Source organism: Streptacidiphilus rugosus AM-16 (genome assembly GCF_000744655.1).
GTDB lineage: Bacteria > Actinomycetota > Actinomycetes > Streptomycetales > Streptomycetaceae > Streptacidiphilus > Streptacidiphilus rugosus.
In genome coordinates this window covers 214,515-236,956 of record NZ_JQMJ01000003.1, presented here as the reverse complement: position 1 = coordinate 236,956, position 22,442 = coordinate 214,515, and the positions used below count along the sequence as shown (strand labels likewise).

Annotated in this window: 24 protein-coding genes; 18 read left to right on the top strand and 6 right to left on the bottom strand. The window is 71.3% G+C overall.

From position 1 onward, the window contains the following. The first annotated feature begins 9 nt into the window (after window positions 1–9). The 3 genes from BS83_RS04490 (at window position 10) to pyrE (ending at window position 2,528) form a co-directional block, all read left to right on the top strand. Window positions 10–861 (top strand): SRPBCC domain-containing protein, encoded by an 852-nt coding sequence (locus BS83_RS04490; protein WP_051942616.1) that lies wholly within the window; start codon window positions 10–12, stop codon window positions 859–861. A 53-nt stretch (window positions 862–914) separates the two neighbouring features. Beyond that, complete coding sequence (locus BS83_RS04485) at window positions 915–1,757, top strand: aldose epimerase family protein (RefSeq protein WP_037601211.1); 843 nt, start codon at window positions 915–917, stop codon at window positions 1,755–1,757. A gap of 234 nt (window positions 1,758–1,991) precedes the next feature. Then, window positions 1,992–2,528 carry an orotate phosphoribosyltransferase gene (gene pyrE, locus BS83_RS04480; protein ID WP_037601209.1) on the top strand — a complete coding sequence of 179 codons (537 nt, stop codon included), beginning with the start codon at window positions 1,992–1,994 and terminating at the stop codon, window positions 2,526–2,528. A gap of 16 nt (window positions 2,529–2,544) precedes the next feature. On the opposite strand, the gene BS83_RS04475 is transcribed toward pyrE, so the two are convergent. Further along, window positions 2,545–3,279 (bottom strand): DedA family protein, encoded by a 735-nt coding sequence (locus tag BS83_RS04475; RefSeq protein WP_037601207.1) that lies wholly within the window; start codon window positions 3,277–3,279, stop codon window positions 2,545–2,547. A 193-nt stretch (window positions 3,280–3,472) separates the two neighbouring features. On the opposite strand from BS83_RS04475, the gene fbaA reads away from it, so the two are divergent. After that, window positions 3,473–4,501: a class II fructose-bisphosphate aldolase gene (fbaA, locus tag BS83_RS04470; protein WP_269664841.1), complete on the top strand. Its 1,029-nt coding sequence runs from the start codon at window positions 3,473–3,475 to the stop codon at window positions 4,499–4,501. A gap of 199 nt (window positions 4,502–4,700) precedes the next feature. Next, on the top strand, window positions 4,701–5,630 hold the full coding sequence (locus BS83_RS04465; RefSeq protein WP_037601203.1) for a TolB-like translocation protein: 930 nt from the start codon (window positions 4,701–4,703) through the stop codon (window positions 5,628–5,630). Window positions 5,631–5,650: 20 nt separating this feature from the next. On the opposite strand, the gene moaA is transcribed toward BS83_RS04465, so the two are convergent. The 5 genes from moaA to BS83_RS04440 form a co-directional block, all read right to left on the bottom strand. Beyond that, a complete protein-coding gene (gene moaA / locus BS83_RS04460; protein ID WP_037601201.1) occupies window positions 5,651–6,640 on the bottom strand; it encodes a GTP 3',8-cyclase MoaA in 990 nt (329 codons plus the stop codon). A gap of 13 nt (window positions 6,641–6,653) precedes the next feature. Then, a complete protein-coding gene (gene ribA / locus BS83_RS41380) occupies window positions 6,654–7,688 on the bottom strand; it encodes a GTP cyclohydrolase II (protein ID WP_051942613.1) in 1,035 nt (344 codons plus the stop codon). Between the two features lie 55 nt (window positions 7,689–7,743). Further along, entirely contained in the window at window positions 7,744–8,226 is a 483-nt protein-coding gene (locus BS83_RS04450; RefSeq protein ID WP_037601199.1) for a group II truncated hemoglobin, read from the bottom strand. After that, window positions 8,223–8,558, bottom strand: a complete 336-nt coding sequence (locus BS83_RS04445; protein WP_037601196.1) for a putative quinol monooxygenase — start codon at window positions 8,556–8,558, stop codon at window positions 8,223–8,225. Before BS83_RS04445 ends, BS83_RS04450 begins: the two co-directional genes overlap by 4 nt. A gap of 160 nt (window positions 8,559–8,718) precedes the next feature. Next, window positions 8,719–10,425 (bottom strand): FAD-dependent oxidoreductase, encoded by a 1,707-nt coding sequence (locus BS83_RS04440; protein WP_051942611.1) that lies wholly within the window; start codon window positions 10,423–10,425, stop codon window positions 8,719–8,721. Between the two features lie 300 nt (window positions 10,426–10,725). Here BS83_RS04440 and BS83_RS04435 point away from each other — a divergent pair, with 300 nt between their 5' ends. From BS83_RS04435 to BS83_RS04375, 13 genes are all read left to right on the top strand, one after another. Then, window positions 10,726–11,550, top strand: coding sequence for a type 1 glutamine amidotransferase domain-containing protein (locus tag BS83_RS04435; RefSeq protein ID WP_037601195.1), 825 nt, complete (start codon window positions 10,726–10,728; stop codon window positions 11,548–11,550). Between the two features lie 4 nt (window positions 11,551–11,554). After that, the gene (locus BS83_RS04430; RefSeq protein ID WP_037601192.1) at window positions 11,555–13,210 is read left to right on the top strand and encodes a thiamine pyrophosphate-binding protein; all 1,656 of its coding nucleotides are present in this window, start codon (window positions 11,555–11,557) and stop codon (window positions 13,208–13,210) included. 33 nt (window positions 13,211–13,243) lie between these two features. Continuing rightward, window positions 13,244–13,690 (top strand): hypothetical protein, encoded by a 447-nt coding sequence (locus tag BS83_RS04425; protein ID WP_037601190.1) that lies wholly within the window; start codon window positions 13,244–13,246, stop codon window positions 13,688–13,690. A 31-nt stretch (window positions 13,691–13,721) separates the two neighbouring features. After that, window positions 13,722–14,171, top strand: coding sequence for a nuclear transport factor 2 family protein (locus BS83_RS04420; protein ID WP_037601188.1), 450 nt, complete (start codon window positions 13,722–13,724; stop codon window positions 14,169–14,171). Between the two features lie 60 nt (window positions 14,172–14,231). After that, complete coding sequence (locus BS83_RS04415) at window positions 14,232–14,609, top strand: nuclear transport factor 2 family protein (RefSeq protein ID WP_332262312.1); 378 nt, start codon at window positions 14,232–14,234, stop codon at window positions 14,607–14,609. 32 nt (window positions 14,610–14,641) lie between these two features. Next, on the top strand, window positions 14,642–16,258 hold the full coding sequence (locus BS83_RS04410) for a GMC family oxidoreductase (RefSeq protein WP_037601183.1): 1,617 nt from the start codon (window positions 14,642–14,644) through the stop codon (window positions 16,256–16,258). Continuing rightward, window positions 16,251–16,868 carry a DJ-1/PfpI family protein gene (locus BS83_RS04405; RefSeq protein ID WP_232248049.1) on the top strand — a complete coding sequence of 206 codons (618 nt, stop codon included), beginning with the start codon at window positions 16,251–16,253 and terminating at the stop codon, window positions 16,866–16,868. The genes BS83_RS04410 and BS83_RS04405 overlap by 8 nt, the downstream gene beginning before the upstream one ends. Further along, window positions 16,868–17,314, top strand: coding sequence for a VOC family protein (locus BS83_RS04400; protein ID WP_037601182.1), 447 nt, complete (start codon window positions 16,868–16,870; stop codon window positions 17,312–17,314). The genes BS83_RS04405 and BS83_RS04400 overlap by 1 nt, the downstream gene beginning before the upstream one ends. Continuing rightward, entirely contained in the window at window positions 17,311–19,149 is a 1,839-nt protein-coding gene (locus tag BS83_RS04395; RefSeq protein ID WP_037601180.1) for an AGE family epimerase/isomerase, read from the top strand. The genes BS83_RS04400 and BS83_RS04395 overlap by 4 nt, the downstream gene beginning before the upstream one ends. Then, complete coding sequence (locus tag BS83_RS04390) at window positions 19,149–19,487, top strand: STAS domain-containing protein (protein WP_037601178.1); 339 nt, start codon at window positions 19,149–19,151, stop codon at window positions 19,485–19,487. Before BS83_RS04395 ends, BS83_RS04390 begins: the two co-directional genes overlap by 1 nt. A gap of 25 nt (window positions 19,488–19,512) precedes the next feature. Next, window positions 19,513–21,639 carry a glycogen debranching protein GlgX gene (glgX, locus tag BS83_RS04385; RefSeq protein WP_232248048.1) on the top strand — a complete coding sequence of 709 codons (2,127 nt, stop codon included), beginning with the start codon at window positions 19,513–19,515 and terminating at the stop codon, window positions 21,637–21,639. A gap of 61 nt (window positions 21,640–21,700) precedes the next feature. Continuing rightward, window positions 21,701–22,012 (top strand): STAS domain-containing protein, encoded by a 312-nt coding sequence (locus tag BS83_RS04380; protein WP_037601177.1) that lies wholly within the window; start codon window positions 21,701–21,703, stop codon window positions 22,010–22,012. Continuing rightward, window positions 22,005–22,439 (top strand): ATP-binding protein, encoded by a 435-nt coding sequence (locus BS83_RS04375; RefSeq protein ID WP_063774090.1) that lies wholly within the window; start codon window positions 22,005–22,007, stop codon window positions 22,437–22,439. The genes BS83_RS04380 and BS83_RS04375 overlap by 8 nt, the downstream gene beginning before the upstream one ends. The last annotated feature ends 3 nt before the right edge of the window (window positions 22,440–22,442 follow it).

The following is a 22,442-nucleotide window of genomic DNA, read 5'->3' as shown; positions in this document are numbered from 1 at the left end:
TCACCTGGCATGGAGCATGAGGTTCTGGTACCACTGCCGCCGCAGGCCCTCCGGCGCTCGCTGGACCGGCCCGAGCTGCTCGCCGCCTGCCTGCCCGGCTTCACCCCGGACGAGGTCGGCGCACTGCCCCTCACCGGGCGGCTCAAGCTGCGGGTGGGCAGTTCCTCGATCACCTACCGGGGCGAGCTGCGCCGCCTGGACGGCGGCGACGCGGGATACGCGTTCGCGCTGGACGGCCAGCAGTCCGTCGGCACGGGCAGCGTGGCCGGCACGGTCCGGCTGCGTCTCACGACCGCGGAGGGAGCCGCGACGATGGTGACGTTCCTGACCTCCCTGCAGGGCAAGGGCCGCGTCGAGGAACTGTCGCCCGCCGCGCTGGAGACCGCGGGCCGCCGCATGCTGGACCGTTTCTGCGCGGACCTGGCGGTGGCGGCGGAGGGATTCCTCGACGACGTCGAGGAGCCGGCCGAACCGGCCGAGCTCGAGGACCTCCCTGAGTTGAGCGAGCTGGGCGAGCTGACGGACCTCGCCGACCTCGCGGACCTGCGCGACCTGCGGGATCTTGAGGCGCTCGGGGCGCTGGAGGACGCCGCGAGCGGCGACCCGGCGCGACGGAGCATCGTCGGCCGGTCGGCCGAGGAGGTCGACCACGCGCCGCCGCGTGGACGATACGCGCCCGCGCTGCCGGCCCGCAGCGCGCGCTCCCGGGCCTCCGCACGCTGGGGCGGCCCGGAGCGGCGGATGGGCGAGCCGCCCGTCGCCGAGCTCGACCGGCCGCGCGCACCCTGGCTGCTCGGCGGCGGCGTCGCGCTGCTCGGCGGCGCGGTCATCCTGGTCCGCGTCCTGCGCCGCTCCCGCTGAGCGCCCGACCGCCAGCCCTGCCGGAACAACCGATCGTCGAAGGGAACCACCCCGTGCACCACCCCGCCCCCGTCCTGCTGACCGCGGACGACGTGGCCGTCACCGTGCTGCCCGACGACGGCTGCCGGGTGGGCAGTCTGCGCCTGGGGGAGACCGAGCTGCTGCGCACCGCGGAGGACCCGGCCGCGCAGCCGGGCGACGTCTTCGGCTACGGCTCCTTCCCGATGGTCCCGTGGGCGGGCCGGGTCGACCGCGGCCGCTTCAACAACGGCCCGATGCGGCATCAGCTGCCGATCGACCTCACCCCGCACGCCGCCCACGGCACCGGCGTCCGCAGCGCCTGGCGCACCGCCGCCCCGCTGACCCGGACCGAGGACGGCGCGACCGCGGCCTTCTACTACGAGCTGGCCGCGCCCTGGCCCTGCCCGGGCCGGGTCACCCAGCTGTTCGAGCTGACGCCGCAGCAACTGCGGATCACCCTCTCGGTCGAGGCCACCCGTGACTCCTTCCCGGCCCAGGCCGGCTGGCATCCGTGGTTCCGCAAGCAGCTGCGGCCCGAAGGGCCGGTCGCCGCGATCGACTTCGAGCCCGCGTGGCAGGAGGAACGCGGCGCCGACCACCTCCCGACCGGCCACCGGATCGACCCGAAGCCGGGCCCCTGGGACGACTGCTTCGGCCTCCCCGACGGCGTCGAGGCGACGCTGCGCTGGGGCGACGAGCTCGCCGTCACGCTGACCAGCGACTGCGCCTGGGCGGTGGTCTTCGACGAGCAGGCCGACGCGATCTGCGTGGAACCCCAGTCGGGCCCGCCCAACGGCCTCAACACCGCCCCGCGCGTGGTGACCCCGATCGACCCGCTGGAGGTCGGCACGGTCTGGACCTGGCACCGGGGGTAGGCCTCCGGCCCGGTCGGCCCTGTGCCTCGGCGCGGCCGCGAGGCGCCGGCAGCACCCTGCGCCGTGAAAGCCGGCTCCGACCGCGACCGACCGGGGTGAGGTGCTCGTCCTCGCGCCGAGGTCCGACTGCCGGCCCGGCCACCGGCCGCCCGCGCGGTCCAGCTCTGCGCGGCCTCGCCCCGGCGCTGTGGCCCCGGCCTGCGGTGCGGCTGTGACGCTCTAAGCTGGAGCCTCATGAGCACACCACGTGACGCGCTTCTCGAAGAGATCAAGAACAAGGCCGTCGTCCACGGCAAAGTGACCCTGTCCTCCGGGCTGGAGTCGGACTACTACATCGACCTGCGCCGGATCACGCTGGACGGCGTCGCCGCGCCGCTCGTCGGCCAGGTCATGCTGGACCTGGCGAAGGACCTCGACTTCGACGCGGTCGGCGGGCTCACGCTCGGCGCGGACCCGGTCGCCACCTCGATGCTGCACGCCGCCGCCGCGCGCGGCTCCCGGATGGACGCCTTCGTGGTCCGCAAGGCGCAGAAGGCCCACGGCATGCAGCGCCGGATCGAGGGCACCGAGGTCAAGGGCCGCCGCGTGCTGGTGGTCGAGGACACCTCCACCACCGGCGGTTCGCCGCTCACCGCCGTCGAGGCCGTGCGCGAGGCCGGTGGCGAGGTCGTGGCCGTCGCCGTGATCGTCGAGCGTGGCGCCGCCCCGGCGATCGCCGAGGCCGGCCTGCCCTACCTGGCCGCCTACCAGCTGGCCGACCTCGGGCTGTAGCACCACGCCAGGGACGTCACCGCTTGCGGTGACGTCCCCCGCCGCTGCCGCTGCCGCTGCCGCTGCCGCTGCCGCTGCCGCTGCCGCCCGCCGTCGCCGGAGCGGCCTCGCCGCCGTTGCGGCGGCCCTTCAGCACCTCGATCAGGATCGGGATCACCGAGAGCAGCACGATCAGCAGCACGGCCGGGATCAGGTACTTGTCGATCACCGGCGCCATCGAGTCGCCGAACTTGTAGCCGATCAGCAGCATGATCTCGGTCCACGCCAGGCCGCCCACGACGTTCCACAGCAGGAAGGTCCTGGCCGGCATCTCCAGCGTTCCGGCCACCGGGTTGAGGAAGGTCCGCACCACCGGGATGAAGCGGGCCATCACCACGGCCTTGGCCGGTCCGAAGCGGTTGAAGTACTCCTCCGCCTTGTCCACGTGGCTCCGCTTGAACAGCCGCGAGTTCGGCTTGTCGAACAGCCGGCCGCCGACCTTCGCGCCGAGCAGATGCCCGAGCTGCGCCCCGGCGATCGCGCAGAGCGGCGTCGCGACCAGCAGGACGCCGATCGGCATCTGCGTCCCGAGCAGCGCCTTCCCCGCCCCGGACGCGGCCACGCCGCCGAGGATCAGCAGCGAGTCGCCGGGCAGGAAGAAGCCGATCAGCAGGCCGGTCTCGGCGAAGACGATCGCGAGCAGCCCGACCATGCCGACCTGTCCGATCAGCGCCTTGGCGTCCAGCGGGTTGAGCGCGAGAAACTGGGTCACCCGCGCAGAGTAGCGGGCCGACGTGTGCCTACGGTGTGCCGCCCCGGCGCCGCGGGGACCAAGGTCATCCCCGGACGAGCCGTCGGGCGGGGTGAAGCCCTTGCCCTGGAATGCGAGAATGGCGCAGGTGCCCGGTCGCTGTCGCCCGGCGTAGCCACTCACTACATGCGTAGACGCCCACCGACAGGAGCGGATTCGAATGCCTATCGCAACGCCTGAGGTCTACAACGAGATGCTCGACCGGGCCAAGGCTGGCAAGTTCGCCTACCCGGCCATCAACGTCACCTCTTCGCAGACCCTGCACGCCGCGCTGCGTGGTTTCGCCGAGGCCGAGAGCGACGGCATCATCCAGATCTCGACCGGCGGCGCCGAGTTCCTCGGCGGCCAGTACAACAAGGACATGGTGACGGGCGCGGTCGCGCTCGCCGAGTTCGCGCACATCGTCGCCGCGAAGTACGACGTCACCGTCGCGCTGCACACCGACCACTGCCCCAAGGACAAGCTGGACGGCTACGTCCGCCCGCTGCTGGCGATCTCCGCGGAGCGCGTCGCCCGCGGCGAGAACCCGCTGTTCCAGTCCCACATGTGGGACGGCTCCGCGGAGACCCTGGCCGACAACCTCGCCATCGGCGAGGAGCTGCTGGCCCAGGCCCGCGCGGCGAAGATCGTCCTCGAGGTCGAGATCACCCCGACCGGCGGCGAGGAGGACGGCGTCTCCCACGAGATCAACGACTCCCTCTACACCACGGTCAACGACGCCGTCCGCACGGCCGAGGCCCTGGGCCTGGGCGAGAAGGGCCGCTACCTGCTGGCCGCGTCCTTCGGCAACGTGCACGGCGTCTACAAGCCGGGCAACGTCGTCCTCAAGCCGGAGCTGCTGCGTGAGCTGCAGGACGCGATCGGCAAGCAGTACGGCAAGACGGACCCGTTCGACTTCGTCTTCCACGGCGGCTCGGGCTCCTCGGTCGAGGAGATCGAGACGGCGCTGGAGAACGGCGTCGTGAAGATGAACCTCGACACGGACACGCAGTACGCGTTCACCCGCCCGGTCGTGGACCACATGTTCCGCAACTACGACGGCGTCCTGAAGGTCGACGGCGAGGTCGGCAAGAAGAACACCTACGACCCCCGCACCTGGGGCAAGCTCGCCGAGGCCGGCATGGCCGCCCGCGTCACCGAGGCCGCCAAGCAGCTCCGCTCGGCGGGCACCAAGCTGAAGTAGTCCTGCCAGGACGGTCTTCCCGCAGGGGCATCAGGAACCACTCCTGGTGCCCCTGTGGCGTGTGTGACGGTCTGTTGCGGGGCGGTGACAGTCCCGGCACCGGTAGCCGATGTTCCGTACGGAGCATGGTCGTACCGCACCCCGCCGCCTTCCTGGCCCGGGAGAGTGCGGCCGCCGGGGCCATCGGGGAGGCACTTCCATGTCCGTTCGTCGTCGCAGCTTCATCGCCGTCGCCGTCGCCGTGGCGGCGACCGCCGCGGCCCTCGCGCCCACCCTGGCCGTCGCCGCCCCGGCGCGCTCCGCCGGCCCGCCGGTCGGGCCCCGCACCGGTCTGACCATCAGCAACGGCAGCCCCTGGGTGCTGGAGAACGGCTCCTGGGTGGACTTCCACACCGACGTGCGCGACCTGGCCTGGAACCCGACCGGCACGAAGGCCGTGTTCGTCGACGGTCGGGGCGACCTCGACGTCGCCGGCCCGGACGGCCGCGGCCGGGTCGTGGTGGCGAAGAACCCCGGCGGGCAGACCTGGTCCCACCCGACCTGGGTGGTCCCGCCGGCCCACTACGGCGACCCGGCGGCGAAGGCACAGCTGATCTTCGTGGCCGCGAAGCACGGAGTGACCCGCCTGGAGAGTGTTCCGGCCACCGGGCGCCTGAGCACGCCCACCGCGGTGCCGCTGTCCGGCAACTTCGGCGGGCCCGACGTCCCGCAGACCGGCAACGTCTGGCCGAACGCGGCCCGGGGCGGCGGCGAGATCGTCTACGACAACCCGCACACCGGCGAGGTCTACATCCACGACGACTACCTCCGGCAGCAGGGCGACGCGATGTTCAGGGGCTCCGAGCCCGCGCTGCTGAGCACGCCCGGCGAGTTCGAGGTCGTGTTCGTCCGCTCGGTCGCGGGCCGCGACCACCTCTTCGAGAACAGCTGGACCGCCGCGACGGGCAAGGAGGTGCTGCGGGACCTCACCCCGCACACCACCGTCGACTGCACCGAGCCGGCCTTCTCGCCGGACGGCAGGACCATCGCCTTCCGTACCCCGAACGGCGTCTACACCATGGGCGACCGCGGCAGCAGCGGCCCGGTCCGCTTCTCGACCTTCAAGGGGCTGCCCGCCTACCGCGCCTGAGGGCGCGGCAGGGGCGGGGGTCAGCCGCCGATCGAGGACATCGGCCGGGACGGTTGGGCGAAGGACGGCTCACCGATCCCGGCCGCTGCCTTCTTGCCCCACATGGCGGTGCGCCACAGCGCGGCGAGCTCCGCGTCGTCCGCGCCCGCGCGCAGCGCGCCGCGCAGGTCGGTCTCCTCGGAGGCGAAGAGGCAGTCGCGGACCTGGCCGTCGGCGGTGAGGCGGGTGCGGTCGCAGGCGCGGCAGAACGGGCGGGTGACGCTGGCGATGATGCCCACCCGCGCCGGGCCCCCGTCCACGAGCCAGCGTTCCGCCGGGGCCGATCCCCGTGCCCCTCGCGGTTCCGGGGTCAGCGTGAAGCGCTGCGCGAGCATCGCGTGGATCTCCTCGGCGGAGACCATCGCCTCGCGGTCCCAGCCGCGCTGCGCGTCCAACGGCATCTGCTCGATGAAGCGCAGCTCGTAGCCCCGCTCCAGGCACCACTCCAGCAGGCCCGCCGCCTCGCCCTCGTTGACGCCGCGCATCAGCACCGCGTTCAGCTTCACCGGGCGGAGCCCCGCCGTCTCCGCCGCCGCGAGGCCGGCCAGCACGTCGGCGTGCCGGTCGCGTCGCGTCAGACGGTGGAACACGACGGGGTCCAGGGTGTCCAGCGAGACGTTGACCCGGTCGAGACCGGCCTCGCGCAGCGGCGCCGCCAGGCGGGCGAGGCCGAGGCCGTTGGTGGTCAGGGACAGCTCCGGTCGCGGCGTGAGCGCCGCGCACGCCGCGACGAGCCCGGCCAGGCCGGGCCGCAGCAGTGGTTCGCCGCCGGTGAAGCGGATCTCGCGGACGCCGAGCGCGGTCACGGCCAGGTCCATCAGCCGGACCAGCTCGGCGTCGGTCAGCAGCTCGGCCTTGGGGAGCCAGGGCAGGCCCTCGGCCGGCATGCAGTAGCCGCAGCGCAGGTTGCAGCGGTCGGTCAGCGAGACCCGCAGGTCGACCGCACGTCTGCCGAAGCTGTCCAGAAGCACGGTCGCCCGCCCGTCAGGACGCTCTGCCGGCGACGCCCAGCTCGGGCAGGTCGTGGCCCATCCGGTCCCGCTTGGTGCGCAAGTAGGCGATGCTGTGCGCGGTCGGCGTGACGTAGAGCGGTACCCGCTCCACCACGTCGATGCCGAAGCGGGTCAGCGACTCCACCTTGTCGGGGTTGTTGGAGAGCAGCCGGATCGAGCGGACCCCGAGGTCCGTCAGGATCTGCGCCGCCATCCGGTAGTCCCTGGCGTCCGCCGGCAGGCCGAGCGCCGAGTTGGCGTCCACCGTGTCGAAGCCCGCGTCCTGCAGCGCGTAGGCGCGCAGCTTGGCCAGCAGGCCGATGCCGCGGCCCTCGTGCCCGCGCAGGTAGAGGATGACGCCCGCGCCCTCCGCCGCCACCGCCGCCATCGCGGCGTCGAGCTGCGGTCCGCAGTCGCAGCGCAGGGAGCCCCAGGCCTCGCCGGTGAGGCACTCGGAGTGGACCCGGACCAGCAGCCGCTCCTGGCCGCGGATCGGCCCCAGGGTCAGGGCGACCTGTTCCTCGCCCTGGAGGACGCCGCGGTAGCCCCAGGCGGTGAACGACCCGTGCACCGTGGGTATCAGCGCGCGGGCCGCGCAGTCGAGCGCGCCGCCGCCCGACTCGCCCAGGGCCTCGGCCTGGGGCTGCGGCGCGGAGCCCGGCTCCGACTGCCGCCTGGCCTCGGCGCGGACCGCCATCAGGATCAGGCCCATGCTGTTCTGGCCCTTGCCGCTGCATCCGCCCCAGAAGGTGTCCGCCTCGTCGGCGACCAGTTCGGCGCCGCCGGTGGCCAGCAGCCGGGCGCGCAGCTCAGGGTCCCGGAACTTCTCCTCGACCAGCCGGCGGACGACCGCCACCTTGGTCTCCTCCCAGTCCGCCCTCTCGGTGGCCCGGGAGGCCGCCAGGGCGTGGGCGACCGAGGGGTACCTGCGGCCGTCGAGGTGGACCGGCACCGGGAAGGAGTTGTCGAGGAACTCCCAGGGACCGACGAATCCGTCGATCACGGCCGGCTGCTGCTCAGTGCTCATCCGTGGCATGACCTGCTCCAAGACTTGGCTGGCGGTGCGGCGGGCACCCGGGTACTCACTCCGAGGCCGGCTGCCAGGGCGGTGTCTGGCCCCAGCCCCAGACCGGCACGTCGGCCGCGTCGATCGGAGGCGGGTTGTCGCCGGAGTAGACCAGCGCCATCCGGCTGCCCCACTCGATGTAGTAGAGGAAGACCGCGCGGAACTCGGGGTCGGTGGGCAGGCCCACCTCGTCGGCGGTGTCGGCGAGCAGCCGCGTCCACTGCTTGCGCTGCTCCTCGGTGATGTGACGGCCGAGGTGCCGGCTGGCCATGTGCGGATGTCCGCCGCGGTTCTCGCTGTAGGCGCGCTCGCCGCCGAAGACCTCGGCCAGCCAGAGCGCGACGTGCTTGGGGTGCTCCTCGTCCATGCCCGCGAAGACCGGCGCGAGCAGCGGGTCCTTCATCACGTGGCCGTAGAAGACCTTGGTGAGCTCCTGCAGCGCCTCCAGCCCGCCGACCCACTCCAGGATGCTCGGCGTGCTCTTCGTCTGCTCGCTCATGACTGCTCCTCTCCCGCCGCCTTGCCGATGCCCACGACGTCGGTGACGGTGTAGTGCTGCATCTCCTCGATGCCGTTGAAGAACGGCTTGACCGCCGCGAAGAAGGCGGGGAAGTGCTCGCCCTTGCGGAAGCCGTCGATGTGGTCCTGCACGGAGGTCCAGCGGATCCGCAGGATGTAGCGGTCCGGCTCCTCCTCGCAGCGGCTCAGCTCGTAGTCGATGCACTGCGGCGCGGCGGCCAGGGACTCGGCGGCCTTGCGGTACCCGGCGAGGAAGGCGTCGTGTCCCTCGGCGGCGATGCGGTAGCGGATGTACTCGACGGTGGATGTCACGGATGCAACCCCTTGCTCATCGGTGCCGACCGGTCGGTTCCGGCTGATTCGGTCCGAACCGGGATAGTGAGTGAGAGTCTGTAATCATGATTACGTTGTTGCGGCTGTCGACGCAACCGCTTCGGTCGTACTCGCCCGATACGGATGACGTACGGGAGGCTCAGCCTGTGACGCGGTAGCGCTGGATCAGCGCCGCGGCCATCGAGCCCTCGCCCAGGCCGGCGGCGACCCGCTTCACCGACTGGGCTCTCGCGTCGCCGGCGGCGAACACCCCGGGGACGCTGGTCTCCAGCGGATAGGGGGCGCGCTCCAGGCTCCACTCGCTGGGCACCTCGCCGCCGTTGGCCACCAGGTCGGAACCGGTCAGCACGAACCCGTGGGCGTCCCTCTCCACCACGTCCTCCAGCCAGTCGGTGTGCGGGCGGGCGCCGATGAACAGGAAGAGGAAACCGGTCTCCTCCTGGCTCAGCCGCCCGGTCGAGGCGTCGTGGACGACGATCCGCTCCAGCCGTTCCCCGCCGAGCAGCTCCCTTACGGTGGCGCCCAGCCGGACCACGATGTTGGGGGTGCGCTCGATCTCGTCCACCAGGTAGGGCGACATCTTGGGGAGCAGCGAGTCGCCGCGGACCAGCAGGGTGACCTCGGCGGCGTACTTGGCCAGCCGGATCGCGGCCAGCCCCGCCGTGTTCGCGCCGCCGACCACGAAGACCTGCAGGCCCAGACAGGCCTGGGTCTCGGTGTTGGCCAGGCCGTAGTAGAGCCCCACGCCCTCGAAGCGCTCGGCGCCCGGTGCGTCGAGCCGGTTGTAGCTGGCTCCGGGGCAGAGCAGCACCGTCTCGGCGCTCGCCTCCGAGCCGTCGGCCAGGGTGAGGATCTTCGCGGGGTCGTCCCTGCGCAGGGCGACCACCTCGGCCGGGCAGAGCAGCTCGGCCCCGAGACCCAGCGCCTGCACCGAGGCCCGGCGGGCCAGCTCCCGGCCGGAGAGCCCGGAGGGAAAGCCCAGGTGGTTCTCGATGTGCCCGGCGCATTCGGCCTGGCCGCCGGGGCTGACCGCGTCCAGGACGAGGGTGCGCAGCCCGTCCGAGGCGGCGTAGACGGCGGCGGCCAGACCGGCCGGGCCCGCGCCGACGATGACGCACTCGTAATGCGGCAGCACCGACGCCTCGCCCCGGCCCAGGCGTTCGGCGAGTTCCCCCTCGTCGGGGGCGGAGAGCACCTCGCCGTCGAGCAGGGCCACCAGCGGCAGCGCCGCCCCGTTCGCGCGGGCCAGCAGCCGGCCGGTCGCGGGGTCGTGCGGGGCCTTCAGCGGGTCGCGCAGCCGGTACGGTCTCCCGTTGCGGGTCAGGAAGTCGCGCACGGCCCTGGTGGCGGGGGAGGAGGCGTGCCCGACGACCTCGATCCTGCGCCGCGTGGGGCGGCGGCCGGTCGACCACTCGTCGAGCAGCCGGTCGAGGACCGGGTAGAGCAGTTCCTCCGGTGGGCCCCAGGGCTTGAGCAGGTAGTGGTCGAGATGGGAGTGGTTGATCCCGGTGAGCGCGGTCTCCAACTCGGCGTAGGCCGTCAGCAGCACCCGGCGCGAGCCGGGGAACCTGGCCAGCGCCTCGACCAGGAACTGGACGCCGGTGATCTCCGGCATCCGCTGGTCCACCAGGAACAGGGCAGGCTCCTGCCGCCGCTCGTCCAACTGGTCGAGCGCGCGCATCGCCTCCTTGCTGGAGCCGACGGTGAGGATCCGGTACCGGTCCGCATACGCCCTGCGCAGGTCGCGGCGGATCGCTCTGAGCACCTGTGGGTCGTCGTCCACGGCAAGGATGACCGGTTTGGGTTCGCCCTCGGGCGGGTCGGGCTCCCTCGATCCCCGGCTCATGCAGCCCTCCTGGTGGGTGCGCCTGGATTTCGAAGGATAGACGGGCGGCTGACACCGTGGTCCGATCCCCCTGATATCCGCCGACGATCGCTCATACTTCGTGAAGTCCCCTTAGAACATCATCGAATGACGCCACATCACTAAGTCGCCTCCGATCCCTTTGACGGCAATCGCGATGCGGCGCAGCGTAGGTGGGGGCCGGGACGCCTTCGGGTCGACTGTCCCGGCGTTGACTGTCCTGCCTTCAGCCGCCAAATCCACGGCCTGAAATCCGTGGTGCGAAATCCGTGGGAGGGCTCGATGAGCAAGAGAATTCTGGTCTTGGTTTCGGAGCACGGTTACTGGGCCGAGGAACTGATCGGCCCGGTCTCCCAGTTCGACGACCACGGCTACGACGTGGTCTTCGCGACCCCGACCGGAAAGCGGGCGCACGCGCTCCCGCCCAGTCTCGACGAGAACTACATCGACCCGCCGCTGGGCCGCTCGGTGACCTCGGCCGAGAACGCCAAGCTGGGCCGGGAGTTCGACGCGTCCACCCGCCTGGACGACCCGATCGACCTCAGCTCCTGGCTGCCGGAGCGCCCCTACACGAGCGACGCCGGCTACCTGCCCGCGCTGGAGCAGTACCACCGCGACCTCGACAAGATCGCCGAGGACATCGCCGGCTACGACGCGCTGCTCATCGTGGGCGGCAGCGGGCCGATCGTGGACCTCGCCAACAACGAGCGGGCGCACGCCCTGATCCTGGCCTTCCGGCAGGCGGGGAAGGTGGTCGCGGCCGAGTGCTACGGGGTCGCCTGTCTGGCCTTCGCCCGTGACTGGAGCGACAGGAAGAGCATCATCTGGGGCAAGCACGTCACCGGGCACTGCAAGGAGTACGACTACAAGGACGGCACCGGATTCCTCGGCACCGATTTCGTCATGGGTCCGCCGCCGTATCCGCTGGAGTACATCCTGCGCGACGCGACCGGTCCCGACGGCGCCTACCACGGCAACTTCGGCCACCCGGTCTCGGTGATCGTCGACTATCCGTTCGTCACCGGACGTTCGACGCCGGACTCCTACCTCACCGGGCAGAAGATCGTCGAGGTCCTGGAGAGCGGACTGACCCGGTACGGCTGGTGAGGAAATGACTTCCAGTGCCTCCAGGGCGGGAAAGTTCAAACTCATCGAGCAGTTCCGGGCGGACGGCCTCGGGCTCATGTTCGGAAATCCGGGAACCGTGGAACAGGGATTCCTGGACGCCGCCGACCTCGACCCGGAATTCCGCTACATCCTCTCCCTCCAGGAGACGGTGGCCGCCGGCATCGCCGACGGCTACGCACGGGCCACCGGCGGAGCGGCCCTGCTGCAGCTGCACTCGGGCGTCGGCCTGGGCAACGGCATCGGCATGCTCTACCAGTCCCTGCGCGGACACACCCCGCTGCTCGTCGTGGCCGGCGACGCGGGTGTGCGGTTCGACGCGATGGACGCGCAGATGGCCTGCGACCTGGTGGCCATGGCCAAGCCGGTCACCAAGTACGCGACCAGGGTGACCGATCCGGCCTCCCTGCTGCGCACCATCCGGCGTGCGGTCAAGATCGCGCTGACCCCGCCGCAGGGCCCGGTCTTCGTCGCGCTGCCGATGGACGTCCTGGACGCGCCCAACGAGGAGCCGGTGCTGCCCACCGTCGTGCCCCGCACCGACAGCCTGCCCTCCCCGGCGGCCGTCGGCGCGGCGGCCGAGCTGCTCGCGGACGCCGAGCGGCCGCTGCTGCTGGTCGGCGACGGCGTGCACCTGGCGGGCGCCCAGGCCGAGTTGGCCAGGGTCGCCGAGCTGCTCGGCGCGGACGTGTGGGAGGTCGACGCCTCCGAGGTGAACCTGCCCGCCTCGCACCCGCTGCGTCGCGGCATGACCGGGCACATGTTCGGCGAGCACAGCGCCGGACTGGTGCGCGAGGCGGACGCGGTGCTGATCGTCGGCACCTACGTCTTCCCCGAGGTCTTCCCCGAGCTGGTCTCGCCGTTCCGGTCGGACGCCAGGATCGTCCACGTCGACCTGAACACCTACGAGATCGCCAAGAACCATCCGGTCGACCTCGGCATCGCCGCCGACCCGCGGGCCACCCTGGCCGCGCTGGCCGGGGCGCTGCGGGGACGGATGAGTCAGGACCGGCGCACGGCGGCCGAGCGCAGGCTGGCGGCCCGCGTCGCCGAGCGGCAGGCCGAGCCGGCGGCCGAGCCCGGCCCGGACGCGAGCGCGTTCGAGCTGTTCCTGCACCGGATCGCCCAGCGGACCGGGGGCGACCTGGTCGTCTTCGACGAGGCGCTGACCAACTCCCCGCTGGTCAGCCGCTACCTGCCGCCCGAGCGGCCGGGCGACTACCACCTGACCCGCGGCGGCTCGCTCGGCGTGGGCCTGCCCGGCGCGGTGGGCGCGAAGCTGGCGCACCCGGAGCGCACCGTCATCGGCTTCGCCGGGGACGGCGGCTCGATGTACACCTACCAGGCCCTGTGGACGGCGGTCCGGCACGGCGTCGGCGCCAAGTTCGTGGTCTGCAACAACCGCAAGTACCGGCTGCTGGACGACAACATCGACCAGTACTGGCGCGAGCGCGGCATCCCCGCGCACCCCTTCCCCTCCTCCTTCGACCTGTCCCACCCGGAGCTCGACTTCGCCGGTCTGGCCCGCGCGCTGGGCGCCGAGGGACTGCGTCTGGAGAAGCCGGGCGAGGCCGCTGCCGCCGCCGACCGGATGCTCGACCACCCCGGCCCGTTCCTGGTCGACGTCGACATCCGCATCTGACCCACCCGTTCCCACTCTCGAAGGAGGCCCGCCGTGCCCGAGGCTCCCAAGGCGCTCACCGAGGCGTCGATCCACGACTTCGCGGTCGCCTGGTACGTCGCCCTGGACCGCCACGTCCCGCTCGACGAGACGCTGGAATTCCTGCACCCGGAGCTCGAGTTCGGCGTGCCCGAGGACACGTTCATCGGCCACCGGGGCTTCGCCCGCTGGTACGAGGCGGTGACGAATCGTTTCTTCGACGAGGTGCACACCGTCACCAAGGTCGAGCCCGACCTCGGCGGCCCGGCCGGGCAGCCGGTCACGGTCAGGGTGTTCGTCAACTGGCAGGCGCGGATCTGGAACCCGCCGGCGGACCGCAGCGAGTGGCTCGGCTTCGACGCCGACCAGACCTGGACCGTGGTGGCCGGCCCGAACGGGCCGCTGATCCGCAGCTACGCCGTCAACGCCCTGGACCCGATGCCCGGCTCGGGCTCGCTGTGATCCCGGACCGGACCCGAAGGGGGCTTCTGCCATGACAGCTGTGACCCGTGCCCGCGTCGAGGCGGCCTACCAGGCGCTCGGCAGCGGCGACCGGAAGAGGATCACCGAGTACTACGCCGAGGACCTGCGCTGGCTGGTCCCCGGCAACCACCCGCTGGCCGGCTGGTACGAGAGCCTCGACGCCTTCCTGGACATGATGGCGACCGCGGGCAAGCTCACCGGCGGCAGCTTCCGGATGGACCGCGAGGTGGTCATGGTCGGCGAGGACTGCTCGGCCGACGTCTGCCACAACTACGGCATGCGTGCGGGCGCGCCGGAGGACAGCCTGTCCCCGTACGACCGGCTGGACGTGACCGTCTTCCACTTCATGCGCTGGCGCGACGGCCGGATCGTCGAGGGCCACGACGGCCTGATGGGCGACGACGCCGCGGCCTTCAGCCAGTTCTGGGCCCCGTTCCGCCCCGGCGGCATCCGCTACTGACCGCCGGCTTCCCCCACGGACATCCCACACCGACACCCCGAACCCCACAGGCGAGAGGCGATGGCTATGGACGCGCGCGACGTGCTGACCAAGTACTACGAGTACGCGAACAAGGGCGACTGGGACGCCTGGTGCGACCTGTTCACCGACGACATGGTCATGGACGAGCAGCTGGCCGGCCACATCGAGGGGCTGGCGACGCTGCGCACCATGATGGCCGGGATGGACAAGATGTACCGGGTCTTCCAGAACCACCCGGTGCGCTTCCTGGTCGACGGCGAGGACGCGGCCGCCGTCTCCCACCTGGTCGCTGAGAGCCTGTCCGGCAAGCCGGTCGAGGCCGAGGTCATGAACTACTTCAGGATCGTCGGCGGAAAGATCGCCTATATGGCCAACTACCACGACACCGTGCCCTTCCAGGTGCTCTCGCAGGTCTGAGCCGGCCCGGGCCGAACAGGAGGAGAGCCAAGGTGACAGCCGCAAAGGAGTACGACTACATCGTCGTCGGGGCGGGCGCGGCGGGCGGTGTGCTGGCCAACCGCCTCAGCGAGGACCCGGACGTCAGCGTCCTGGTGCTGGAGGCCGGCGGGAACGTGATCCCGCCCGAGGTCGACGACCCCTCGGTCTGGTACCGGCTGCTGGGCAGCTCCATCGACTGGGGTTACACCACCGTGCCGCAGCCGGGACTGGACGGGCGCAGCGTCTACGAGCCGCGCGGCAAGGCGCCGGGCGGCAGCAGCAACCTCTACATCATGATGCACATCCGGGGCCACGCCTCGGACTTCGACAACTGGGCCTACCAGGGCGCGGCCGGCTGGTCCTACCAGGACGTGCTGCCCTACTTCGCGCTCGCCGAGTCCCAGGAGGACGTGACCGCCCCGACCACCGGCACCGCCGGACCGCAGCGGATCACCAACGCCTCGAAGCACCGGCCCAACCCGGCCTCCCGCGCCTTCATCGACGCCGCGGTGGAGCTGGGCCACGAGGAGATCGCCGACTTCAACATCGACGGTCCGAACCGCGGCCTCTTCGGCACCGGCTGGCACCACCTGGACGTGGCCGACGGCCGCCGCCAGGGTTCGCTGGCCGCCTACCTGGAGCCGGCTCTCGCCCGCCCCAACCTGACGCTGCGCACCGCCGCGCAGACCACCAGGCTGCTGTTCGAGGGAGAGCGCTGTGTGGGCGCCGAGTACGTCCAGTCGGCGCAGCCCGCCCGCCCCGAGCCTGGCGCGGGCCGGATCGTCCAGGACGCGCGGGGCGAGGCCGCGCCCGGGGGCCTGCAGCAGGTGCGAGCCAGGCGCGAGGTGATCGTGGCCGCGGGCGCGATCGAGTCGCCCAAGCTGCTGCTGCTCTCCGGCATCGGCGCGCCGGAGCAACTGCGGCAGTTCGACATCCCGCTCCGCTCCGCCGTCCCGGGCGTCGGCGAGAACTTCCACAACCACGTGCTGACGGGCCTGATGGCCGAGGTCCGCCAGGAGCTGGCGCCGCCGCACCAGAACCTCTCCGAGAGCGCGCTGTTCCTGGCCTCCAGGCCCGGCCTGCCCGCGCCGGACCTGCAGATCGCCTTCGTGCACGTGCCCTTCGACGTGATCGTGGGCCAGTCGCACCCGAACACCGTCTCCATCCTGCCCGGCGTGGTCCGCCCGGTCTCGCGGGGCTGGATCCGGCTGGCCGGACGCGATCCGCTGGCCGCGCCGCTGATCAACCCGAACTACTTCGGCGACCGCTGGGACCTGGAGAGGATGGTCCAGGCAGTCGAGCTGGCCAGGGACCTCTTCGGCACCTCGGCCTTCTCCTCCTGGTACAAGCAGGAGCTCCAGCCAGGACCCGAGGTCGGCGACCGCGAGGCGCTGCGCGCCTGGGTCCGCCGCAGCGCCGAGAGCTACCACCACCAGGCCGGCTCCTGCCGGATGGGCGTCGACGACCTCTCCGTCGTCGACCCCGAGCTGCGGGTGCACGGCGTCCAGGGGCTGCGCGTGGTCGACGCCTCGGTGATGCCGGCGGTGCCGTCCGGCAACTGCCACGCCGCCATCGTGATGATCGCCGAGCGGGCGGCCGACATGATCAAGGGAGTGTCCCGTGTCTGACGCCGTGCTCGCGCCCGGCCCGCTCACCGGGCAGCGGATCGCCGTGCTCATGGAGAGCGACTACTACGAGCCGGAGATCTTCTACTACCAGCACCGCTTCGCCGAGGAGGGCGCCCAGGTCGACTTCCTCACCCGGCTCTGGGGCCAGGAGTCGATCACCTTCTCCGGCCACGAGTACCGCGCGCCCTTCGTGGTCGAGCGCAGCTTCGAGGGCCTCTCCGACGCCGACCTGCGCGGCTACGGCGCGGTGATCGTGCCCTCCGGCATGGTCGCCGACCGGCTCCGCTACACCGAGGACGTGGACCGGCTCTCCCCGGCCACCGAGCTGCTGCGGCGCGCCTTCGAGCAGCAGGGCGTGCTCAAGGGCGTGATCTGCCACGGCATGTGGCTGGCCGCCTCGATCCCGGACAAGGTGCGCGGCCGGAAGGTCGTCTGCCACAACAACCTGATCGGCGACATCAGGAACATGGGCGCGAACTACGTGGACGAGGACGTCGTCGTCGACGGCGACCTGGTCACCGGCCGGACCGGGGCGCACCACCACCTGTTCGCCCGCCGGATCGTCGAGCTGCTCTCCGCGCGCGGCGGGACCAGCGGCGGTGCCCGGTGATGCGCTGGTCGCACGTCGGCCTCAACTGCCGCGATCAGAAGGCGACCGAGGAGTTCTACACCCGCTGGTTCGGCTTCGACCGGGCCAGGGTGGTCGACCTCGGCGACTCGGAGATCGTCTTCCTGCGCCGGGGCGAGGCCTACCTGGAGCTGTTCCAGGCCGCCGAACCGGTCGCCGCGGCCGCGCACGACGACGGCCCCGCGGCGCCCGGCCGGATGCGCCATCTCGCCTTCCAGACCGAGGACGTGGACGCCTTCCTCGCCGGCATGGGCGAGGCGGCCGAGATCACGTTGGGCCCGATGGGCTTCGACGACTTCATCTGCGGCTGGCGCAGCGTGTGGCTGCGCGACCCGGACGGCGTGATCGTCGAGGTCAGCCAGGGCTTCCAGGACGACGACCGGCTCGACGAGGACTTGCGAGCAACCGACGGAAGGAGCACGTCATGACGGACACGGCGAACTTCACCTTCTCCGACACGATCGCCGGCTACATCGACCACTTCGACTCCGACAAGCGGCTGCTGCGGATGCACACCGCCGACGGCCGGGCGTTCACCGTCTCGCTGGCCGAGCAGCCGAGCGCGGAGCTGGTCCGCAACCTGGGCGAGCCCTACATCGACGCCTCCGGGCACATCGACGAGATGCTCTCGCCGGGCCGCTTCCTCTTCGTCTACGGGATCTTCTACCCGAAGTCGGACCAGGTGCACTGCGCCGCCAAGCGGCTGGTCTTCCTCGGCCGCGGCGCGGAGGAGTTCCGCTTCGAGGAGACCGGCTGGTGGGTGCGCCAGATCGAGCAGCTGGCCTCCTTCTACCGCAAGGCCCAGTTCCCCGAGGGCGAGGTCGACTTCGACGAGTACCGGACCGAGGTCAGGCTCGGCGGCGAGAAGGGCTCCAGCCACGTGCAGGAGACCGACACCATCTCCCGGCTGGTCTACGGCATGGCCTCGGCCTACCTGCTCACCGGCAAGGACGAGTACCTGGAGGTCGCCGAGCGCGGCACCGAGTACCTGCGCAAGCACATGCGCGTGGTCGACACCGAGGACGACGTCGTCTACTGGTACCACGGCGTCAGCATCGACGGGGCCAGCGAGCGGAAGCTGTTCAGCTCGGAGTTCTCCGACGACTACGACGCGATCCCGATGTACGAGCAGATCTACGCACTGGCCGGCCCGGTGCAGACGTACCGGATCACCGGTGACCCGCAGATCAAGGCGGACGCGGACGCCACCATCCGGCTCTTCGAGAAGTTCTTCCACGACCCGGAGCTGGGCGGCTACTACTCGCACGTCGACCCGATCCTGTTCACCGCGGACCACGAGTCGCTGGGCGAGAACAAGGAGCGGAAGAACTGGAACTCGGTGGGCGACCACGCCCCCGCGTACCTGATCAACCTCTACCTGGCCACCGGCGAGCAGGGCTACGCGGACTTCCTGGAGCAGACCTTCGACACCATCGTCGAGCACTTCCCCGACTACAAGTCCTCCCCGTTCGTGCAGGAGCGCTTCCACCGCGACTGGTCGCACGACACCGAGCACGGCTGGCAGCAGAACCGCGCGGTGGTCGGGCACAACCTGAAGATCGCCTGGAACCTGATGCGGATGAACTCGCTGCGGTCCAAGCCGGAGTACGCCGACCTGGCCGGCCAGATCGCCGAGCTGATGCCGGCGGCCGGCAGCGACCAGCAGCGCGGCGGCTGGTACGACGTGGTCGAGCGGCTCAAGAACGAGGGCGAGGACCACCACCGCTTCGCCTGGCACGACCGCAAGGCCTGGTGGCAGCAGGAACAGGCGATCCTCGCCTACCTGATCCTGGGCGGGGTCACCGGCAAGGGCGCCTACGAGCGCGAGGCGCGCCAGGCGGAGTCCTTCTACAACGCCTTCTTCCTCGACCACGACGAGGGAGCCGTCTACTTCAACGTGCTGGCCGGCGGCATGCCGTACCTGCTGGGCACGGAGCGGCTCAAGGGCAGCCACTCGATGAGCATGTACCACTCCGCCGAGCTCTGCTACCTCGCGGCGGTCTACAACAACCTGCTGATCCGCGGCCGGGCGATGGACTTCCACTTCAAGCCGACCCCGAACGGCCTGCCCGGCCGGGTGCTGCGGGTCTCCCCCGACCTGCTGCCGGCCGGCTCGGTGCGGATCACCGGCGTGGAGATCGAGGGCAAGGAGCACACCGACTTCGACGCCGAGGCGCTGACCGTGACCCTGCCCGAGGGCGACGACCGGGTGAAGGTCAAGGTCACGCTCACCCCGGTGGACCGCCCGGACAGGAGTGCGTGATGACGCTCGACCTGAAGATCCGTAACGGCCGCAAGGGCACCATCGCGGAGCTCGACGGCGAGATCGACAGCGCGACCTCGGCCGGGCTGCTGGACCGGCTGCTGCCGCTGCTCGACCAGTCCAAGGGCAAGACCCTGGTCATCGACCTGGGCAAGGTGGAGTACGTGTCCAGCGCGGGCCTGCGGACCCTGCTGGTCGTCTACCGCGAGGCCCAGCGCAGCTCGGCCGCGGTCCGGCTGACCGGGCTCAGCGAGGAACTGCGGTTCGTCATGTCGGTCACCGGCTTCCTCGACTTCTTCGAGGAGTCGGAGACGGCCCCTTCCAGGGTGCTGCGATGAGCGGCGAAGCGCGAAAGGACGGGCGATGAGCGCCATGGAGGCGGTGCACCGGATCGACTCCTACCCGACCCACCGGATCGGCGAGTTCGGCGTCCGGGCCGGCCGGCCCTTCCCGCTCGGGGCCACGCTGGTCCCGGGCGGGGTGAACTTCGCCGTCTACTCCGACCAGGCCACGGCGATGACGCTGGTGCTGTTCAAGCGCGGGGAGCCCGAGCCCTACGCGGAGCTGGAGTACCCGGAGGAGTTCCGCACCGGCTCCATCTTCTCGATGACGGTCTTCGGCCTCGACCACGAGAACATCGAGTACGGCTACCGGGCCGACGGCCCGTTCGACCCGGCCAGGGGCCACCGCTTCGACCCGCGCAAGGTGCTCAGCGACCCGTACGCGCGGATCATCGCGGGCCGGGACGTGTGGGGCAGGCAGCCCGACCGTTCCGACCCCTACCAGTACCGGGCCAGGATCGGACTGGACGACTTCGACTGGGGCGGGGACACCCCGCCCCGGATCCCGACCGAGGACCTGGTCGTCTACGAGACGCACGTCCGCGGCTTCACCCGCCACCCCTCCTCGGGGGTGGCGGCCCCCGGCACCTTCGCCGGGCTGCGCGAGAAGATCCCGTACCTGAAGGAGCTCGGGATCAACTGCGTGGAGCTGATGCCGATCTTCGAGTTCGACGAGTGGGACAACCCCAACAGCCACCCGGAGACCGGCGAGCCGCTGCTCGACTACTGGGGCTACAACACCGTCGGGTACATGGCCCCCAAGGCCGGCTACGCGGCGACCGGGCGCTGGGGCATGCAGTCGGACGAGTTCCGCACACTGGTCAAGGACCTGCACGCGGCCGGGATCGAGGTGATCCTGGACGTGGTCTTCAACCACACCGCGGAGGGCAACGAGCAGGGCCCCACCATCTCCTTCAGGGGCCTGGACAACGCCACCTACTACATGCTCACCAGCGAGGGCTACTACTACAACTTCAGCGGCACGGGGAACACGGTCAACTGCAACCACCCGGTGGTGCGCGAGTTCGTGCTCAACTGCCTGCGGCACTGGGTCGCCGACTTCCACGTCGACGGCTTCCGCTTCGACCTGGCCGCGATCCTGGGCCGGGCCGAGGACGGCACCCCGCTGGCCAACCCGCCGCTGCTGGAGCTGCTGGCCTACGACCCGGTGCTGCGCAACACCAAGCTGATCGCCGAGGCCTGGGACGCCGGCGGCCTGTACGAGGTGGGGAACTTCCCCGCCTACGGCCGCTGGGCGGAGTGGAACGGCAAGTACCGGGACGCCGTGCGGCGCTTCCTCAAGGGCGACAGCGGCATGGTGCCCGAGCTCGCCACCAGGATCGCCGGCTCGCCCGACCTGTACGCGGGGCGCGGCACCCACGCCTCGATCAACTTCCTCACCGCGCACGACGGATTCACCCTCGCCGACCTGGTCAGCTACAACGACAAGCACAACGAGGCCAACGGCGAGCACAACAGCGACGGCGCCAACGACAACAACAGCTGGAACTGCGGGGCCGAGGGGCCGACCGACGACCCGGGCGTCAACGCGCTCCGGTTGCGGCAGGCCAAGAACGCCCTCGCCATCCTGCTGACCAGCCAGGGCGTGCCGATGCTGCTGGCGGGTGACGAGTTCGGCCGCACCCAGCAGGGCAACAACAACACCTACTGCCAGGACAACGAGCTCTCCTGGCTGGACTGGGGCATGGCCGAGAGCAACGCGGAACTGCTGGAGTTCACCAGACAGCTGATCGCGCTGCGGGCGGCCCACCCGGTTCTGCGGGTCCCCGAGCACCCCTACGGCGACGTGCCCGAGGGCGACGTGATGCCGGACATCAGCTGGCACGGCGAGTGGGCCTGGCAGCCGGACTGGTCCGAGTACAGCCGGCTGCTGGCGGTGATGCGGACCTCGGTCGGCGACGACGACTGCGTCTACACGGCCATGAACGCCCACTGGGACGCGCACGACCTGGAGCTGCCGCAGCTTCCTGGCGGCCGGGTCTGGCACCTGGCCGTGGACACCTCGCTCACCGGGCCGCAGGGCGCGCACGCGCCCGGCAGCGAGCCGGCGCTGGAGAACCCCGGCAGCTACCTGGCCGGACCGCGCTCGGTGGTGGTCCTGGTGGGCCGGGTGCCGAACGAGAGCTGAGCCCCGCCGCACGACGTCCGAACTGGAACACAACGCCTGACGCACAGAAGGGTTGACCGACATGCCACTGTCCATCTCGTACAGCAGCTCCGCCGACACCTCGGTGATCGAACTGGCGGGAGAGCTGGACGCCTCCACCGCCGCCGAGTTCCACGAGGTCATCGAGAAGGCCGCGGCCCGTGGTCTCGGCACCGTGGAGATCCGGATGACCAAGGTCGGCTACATGGCCAGCGCCGGTCTGCGGTCCCTGGTCTTCGCCCGGCAGAAGATGGGCGGGGGCGTGGACATCAGGGTCGTGGGCGCCAACGAGGCCGTGACGCGGGTGATCCGCGCCGCCGGCCTCGACCGCAGCGTCCAGCTCAGCGATGGCTGAGCAGGTCGTGGTGGGCGAGCGGGCACCCGTGCTGCGGGTGCCCGCCTCGCTCGGCTCACTGGGGGCGATCAGCGCGTTCGTCCTCGCACTGGCCGGGCAGGGCGGGCTGGCCGAACCGGCGCGCTACCGGCTGCGGCTGGCCGTCGACGAACTGGCCACCAACGCCGTGATCCACGGTTACCGGGGCCGTCCCGGCGACCTCGCCGTCTCCGGCGAGGTGACCGCCGACCTGGTCCGGGTGCGGCTGAGCGACCAGGCGCCGCCCTTCGACCCGCGCAGCCGCTGGCGGCGGCCCGATCCGGGGCTGCCCGCCCACGCCAGGCCGATCGGCGGCCTCGGCATCCATCTCGCGCTCACCAGTGCGGACGAGTTCGAGTACGCCCGGCTCGACGACAGGAACGTCTGCACCCTCGCGGTCCGCCGCTGACGC

Coding starts and splice junctions, on each gene's coding strand:
- BS83_RS04465 (WP_037601203.1), top strand. CDS start 4,701: ATGTCCGTTCGTCGTCGCAGCTTCATCGCCGTCGCCGTCGCCGTGGCG.
- BS83_RS04435 (WP_037601195.1), top strand. CDS start 10,726: ATGAGCAAGAGAATTCTGGTCTTGGTTTCGGAGCACGGTTACTGGGCC.
- BS83_RS04430 (WP_037601192.1), top strand. CDS start 11,555: ATGACTTCCAGTGCCTCCAGGGCGGGAAAGTTCAAACTCATCGAGCAG.
- BS83_RS04450 (WP_037601199.1), bottom strand. CDS start 8,226: ATGAGCGAGCAGACGAAGAGCACGCCGAGCATCCTGGAGTGGGTCGGC.
- BS83_RS04420 (WP_037601188.1), top strand. CDS start 13,722: ATGACAGCTGTGACCCGTGCCCGCGTCGAGGCGGCCTACCAGGCGCTC.
- glgX (WP_232248048.1), top strand. CDS start 19,513: ATGAGCGCCATGGAGGCGGTGCACCGGATCGACTCCTACCCGACCCAC.
- BS83_RS04375 (WP_063774090.1), top strand. CDS start 22,005: ATGGCTGAGCAGGTCGTGGTGGGCGAGCGGGCACCCGTGCTGCGGGTG.
- BS83_RS04490 (WP_051942616.1), top strand. CDS start 10: ATGGAGCATGAGGTTCTGGTACCACTGCCGCCGCAGGCCCTCCGGCGC.
- ribA (WP_051942613.1), bottom strand. CDS start 7,688: ATGAGCACTGAGCAGCAGCCGGCCGTGATCGACGGATTCGTCGGTCCC.
- BS83_RS04380 (WP_037601177.1), top strand. CDS start 21,701: ATGCCACTGTCCATCTCGTACAGCAGCTCCGCCGACACCTCGGTGATC.
- BS83_RS04400 (WP_037601182.1), top strand. CDS start 16,868: ATGCGCTGGTCGCACGTCGGCCTCAACTGCCGCGATCAGAAGGCGACC.
- BS83_RS04415 (WP_332262312.1), top strand. CDS start 14,232: ATGGCTATGGACGCGCGCGACGTGCTGACCAAGTACTACGAGTACGCG.
- pyrE (WP_037601209.1), top strand. CDS start 1,992: ATGAGCACACCACGTGACGCGCTTCTCGAAGAGATCAAGAACAAGGCC.
- BS83_RS04440 (WP_051942611.1), bottom strand. CDS start 10,425: ATGAGCCGGGGATCGAGGGAGCCCGACCCGCCCGAGGGCGAACCCAAA.
- BS83_RS04395 (WP_037601180.1), top strand. CDS start 17,311: ATGACGGACACGGCGAACTTCACCTTCTCCGACACGATCGCCGGCTAC.
- BS83_RS04390 (WP_037601178.1), top strand. CDS start 19,149: ATGACGCTCGACCTGAAGATCCGTAACGGCCGCAAGGGCACCATCGCG.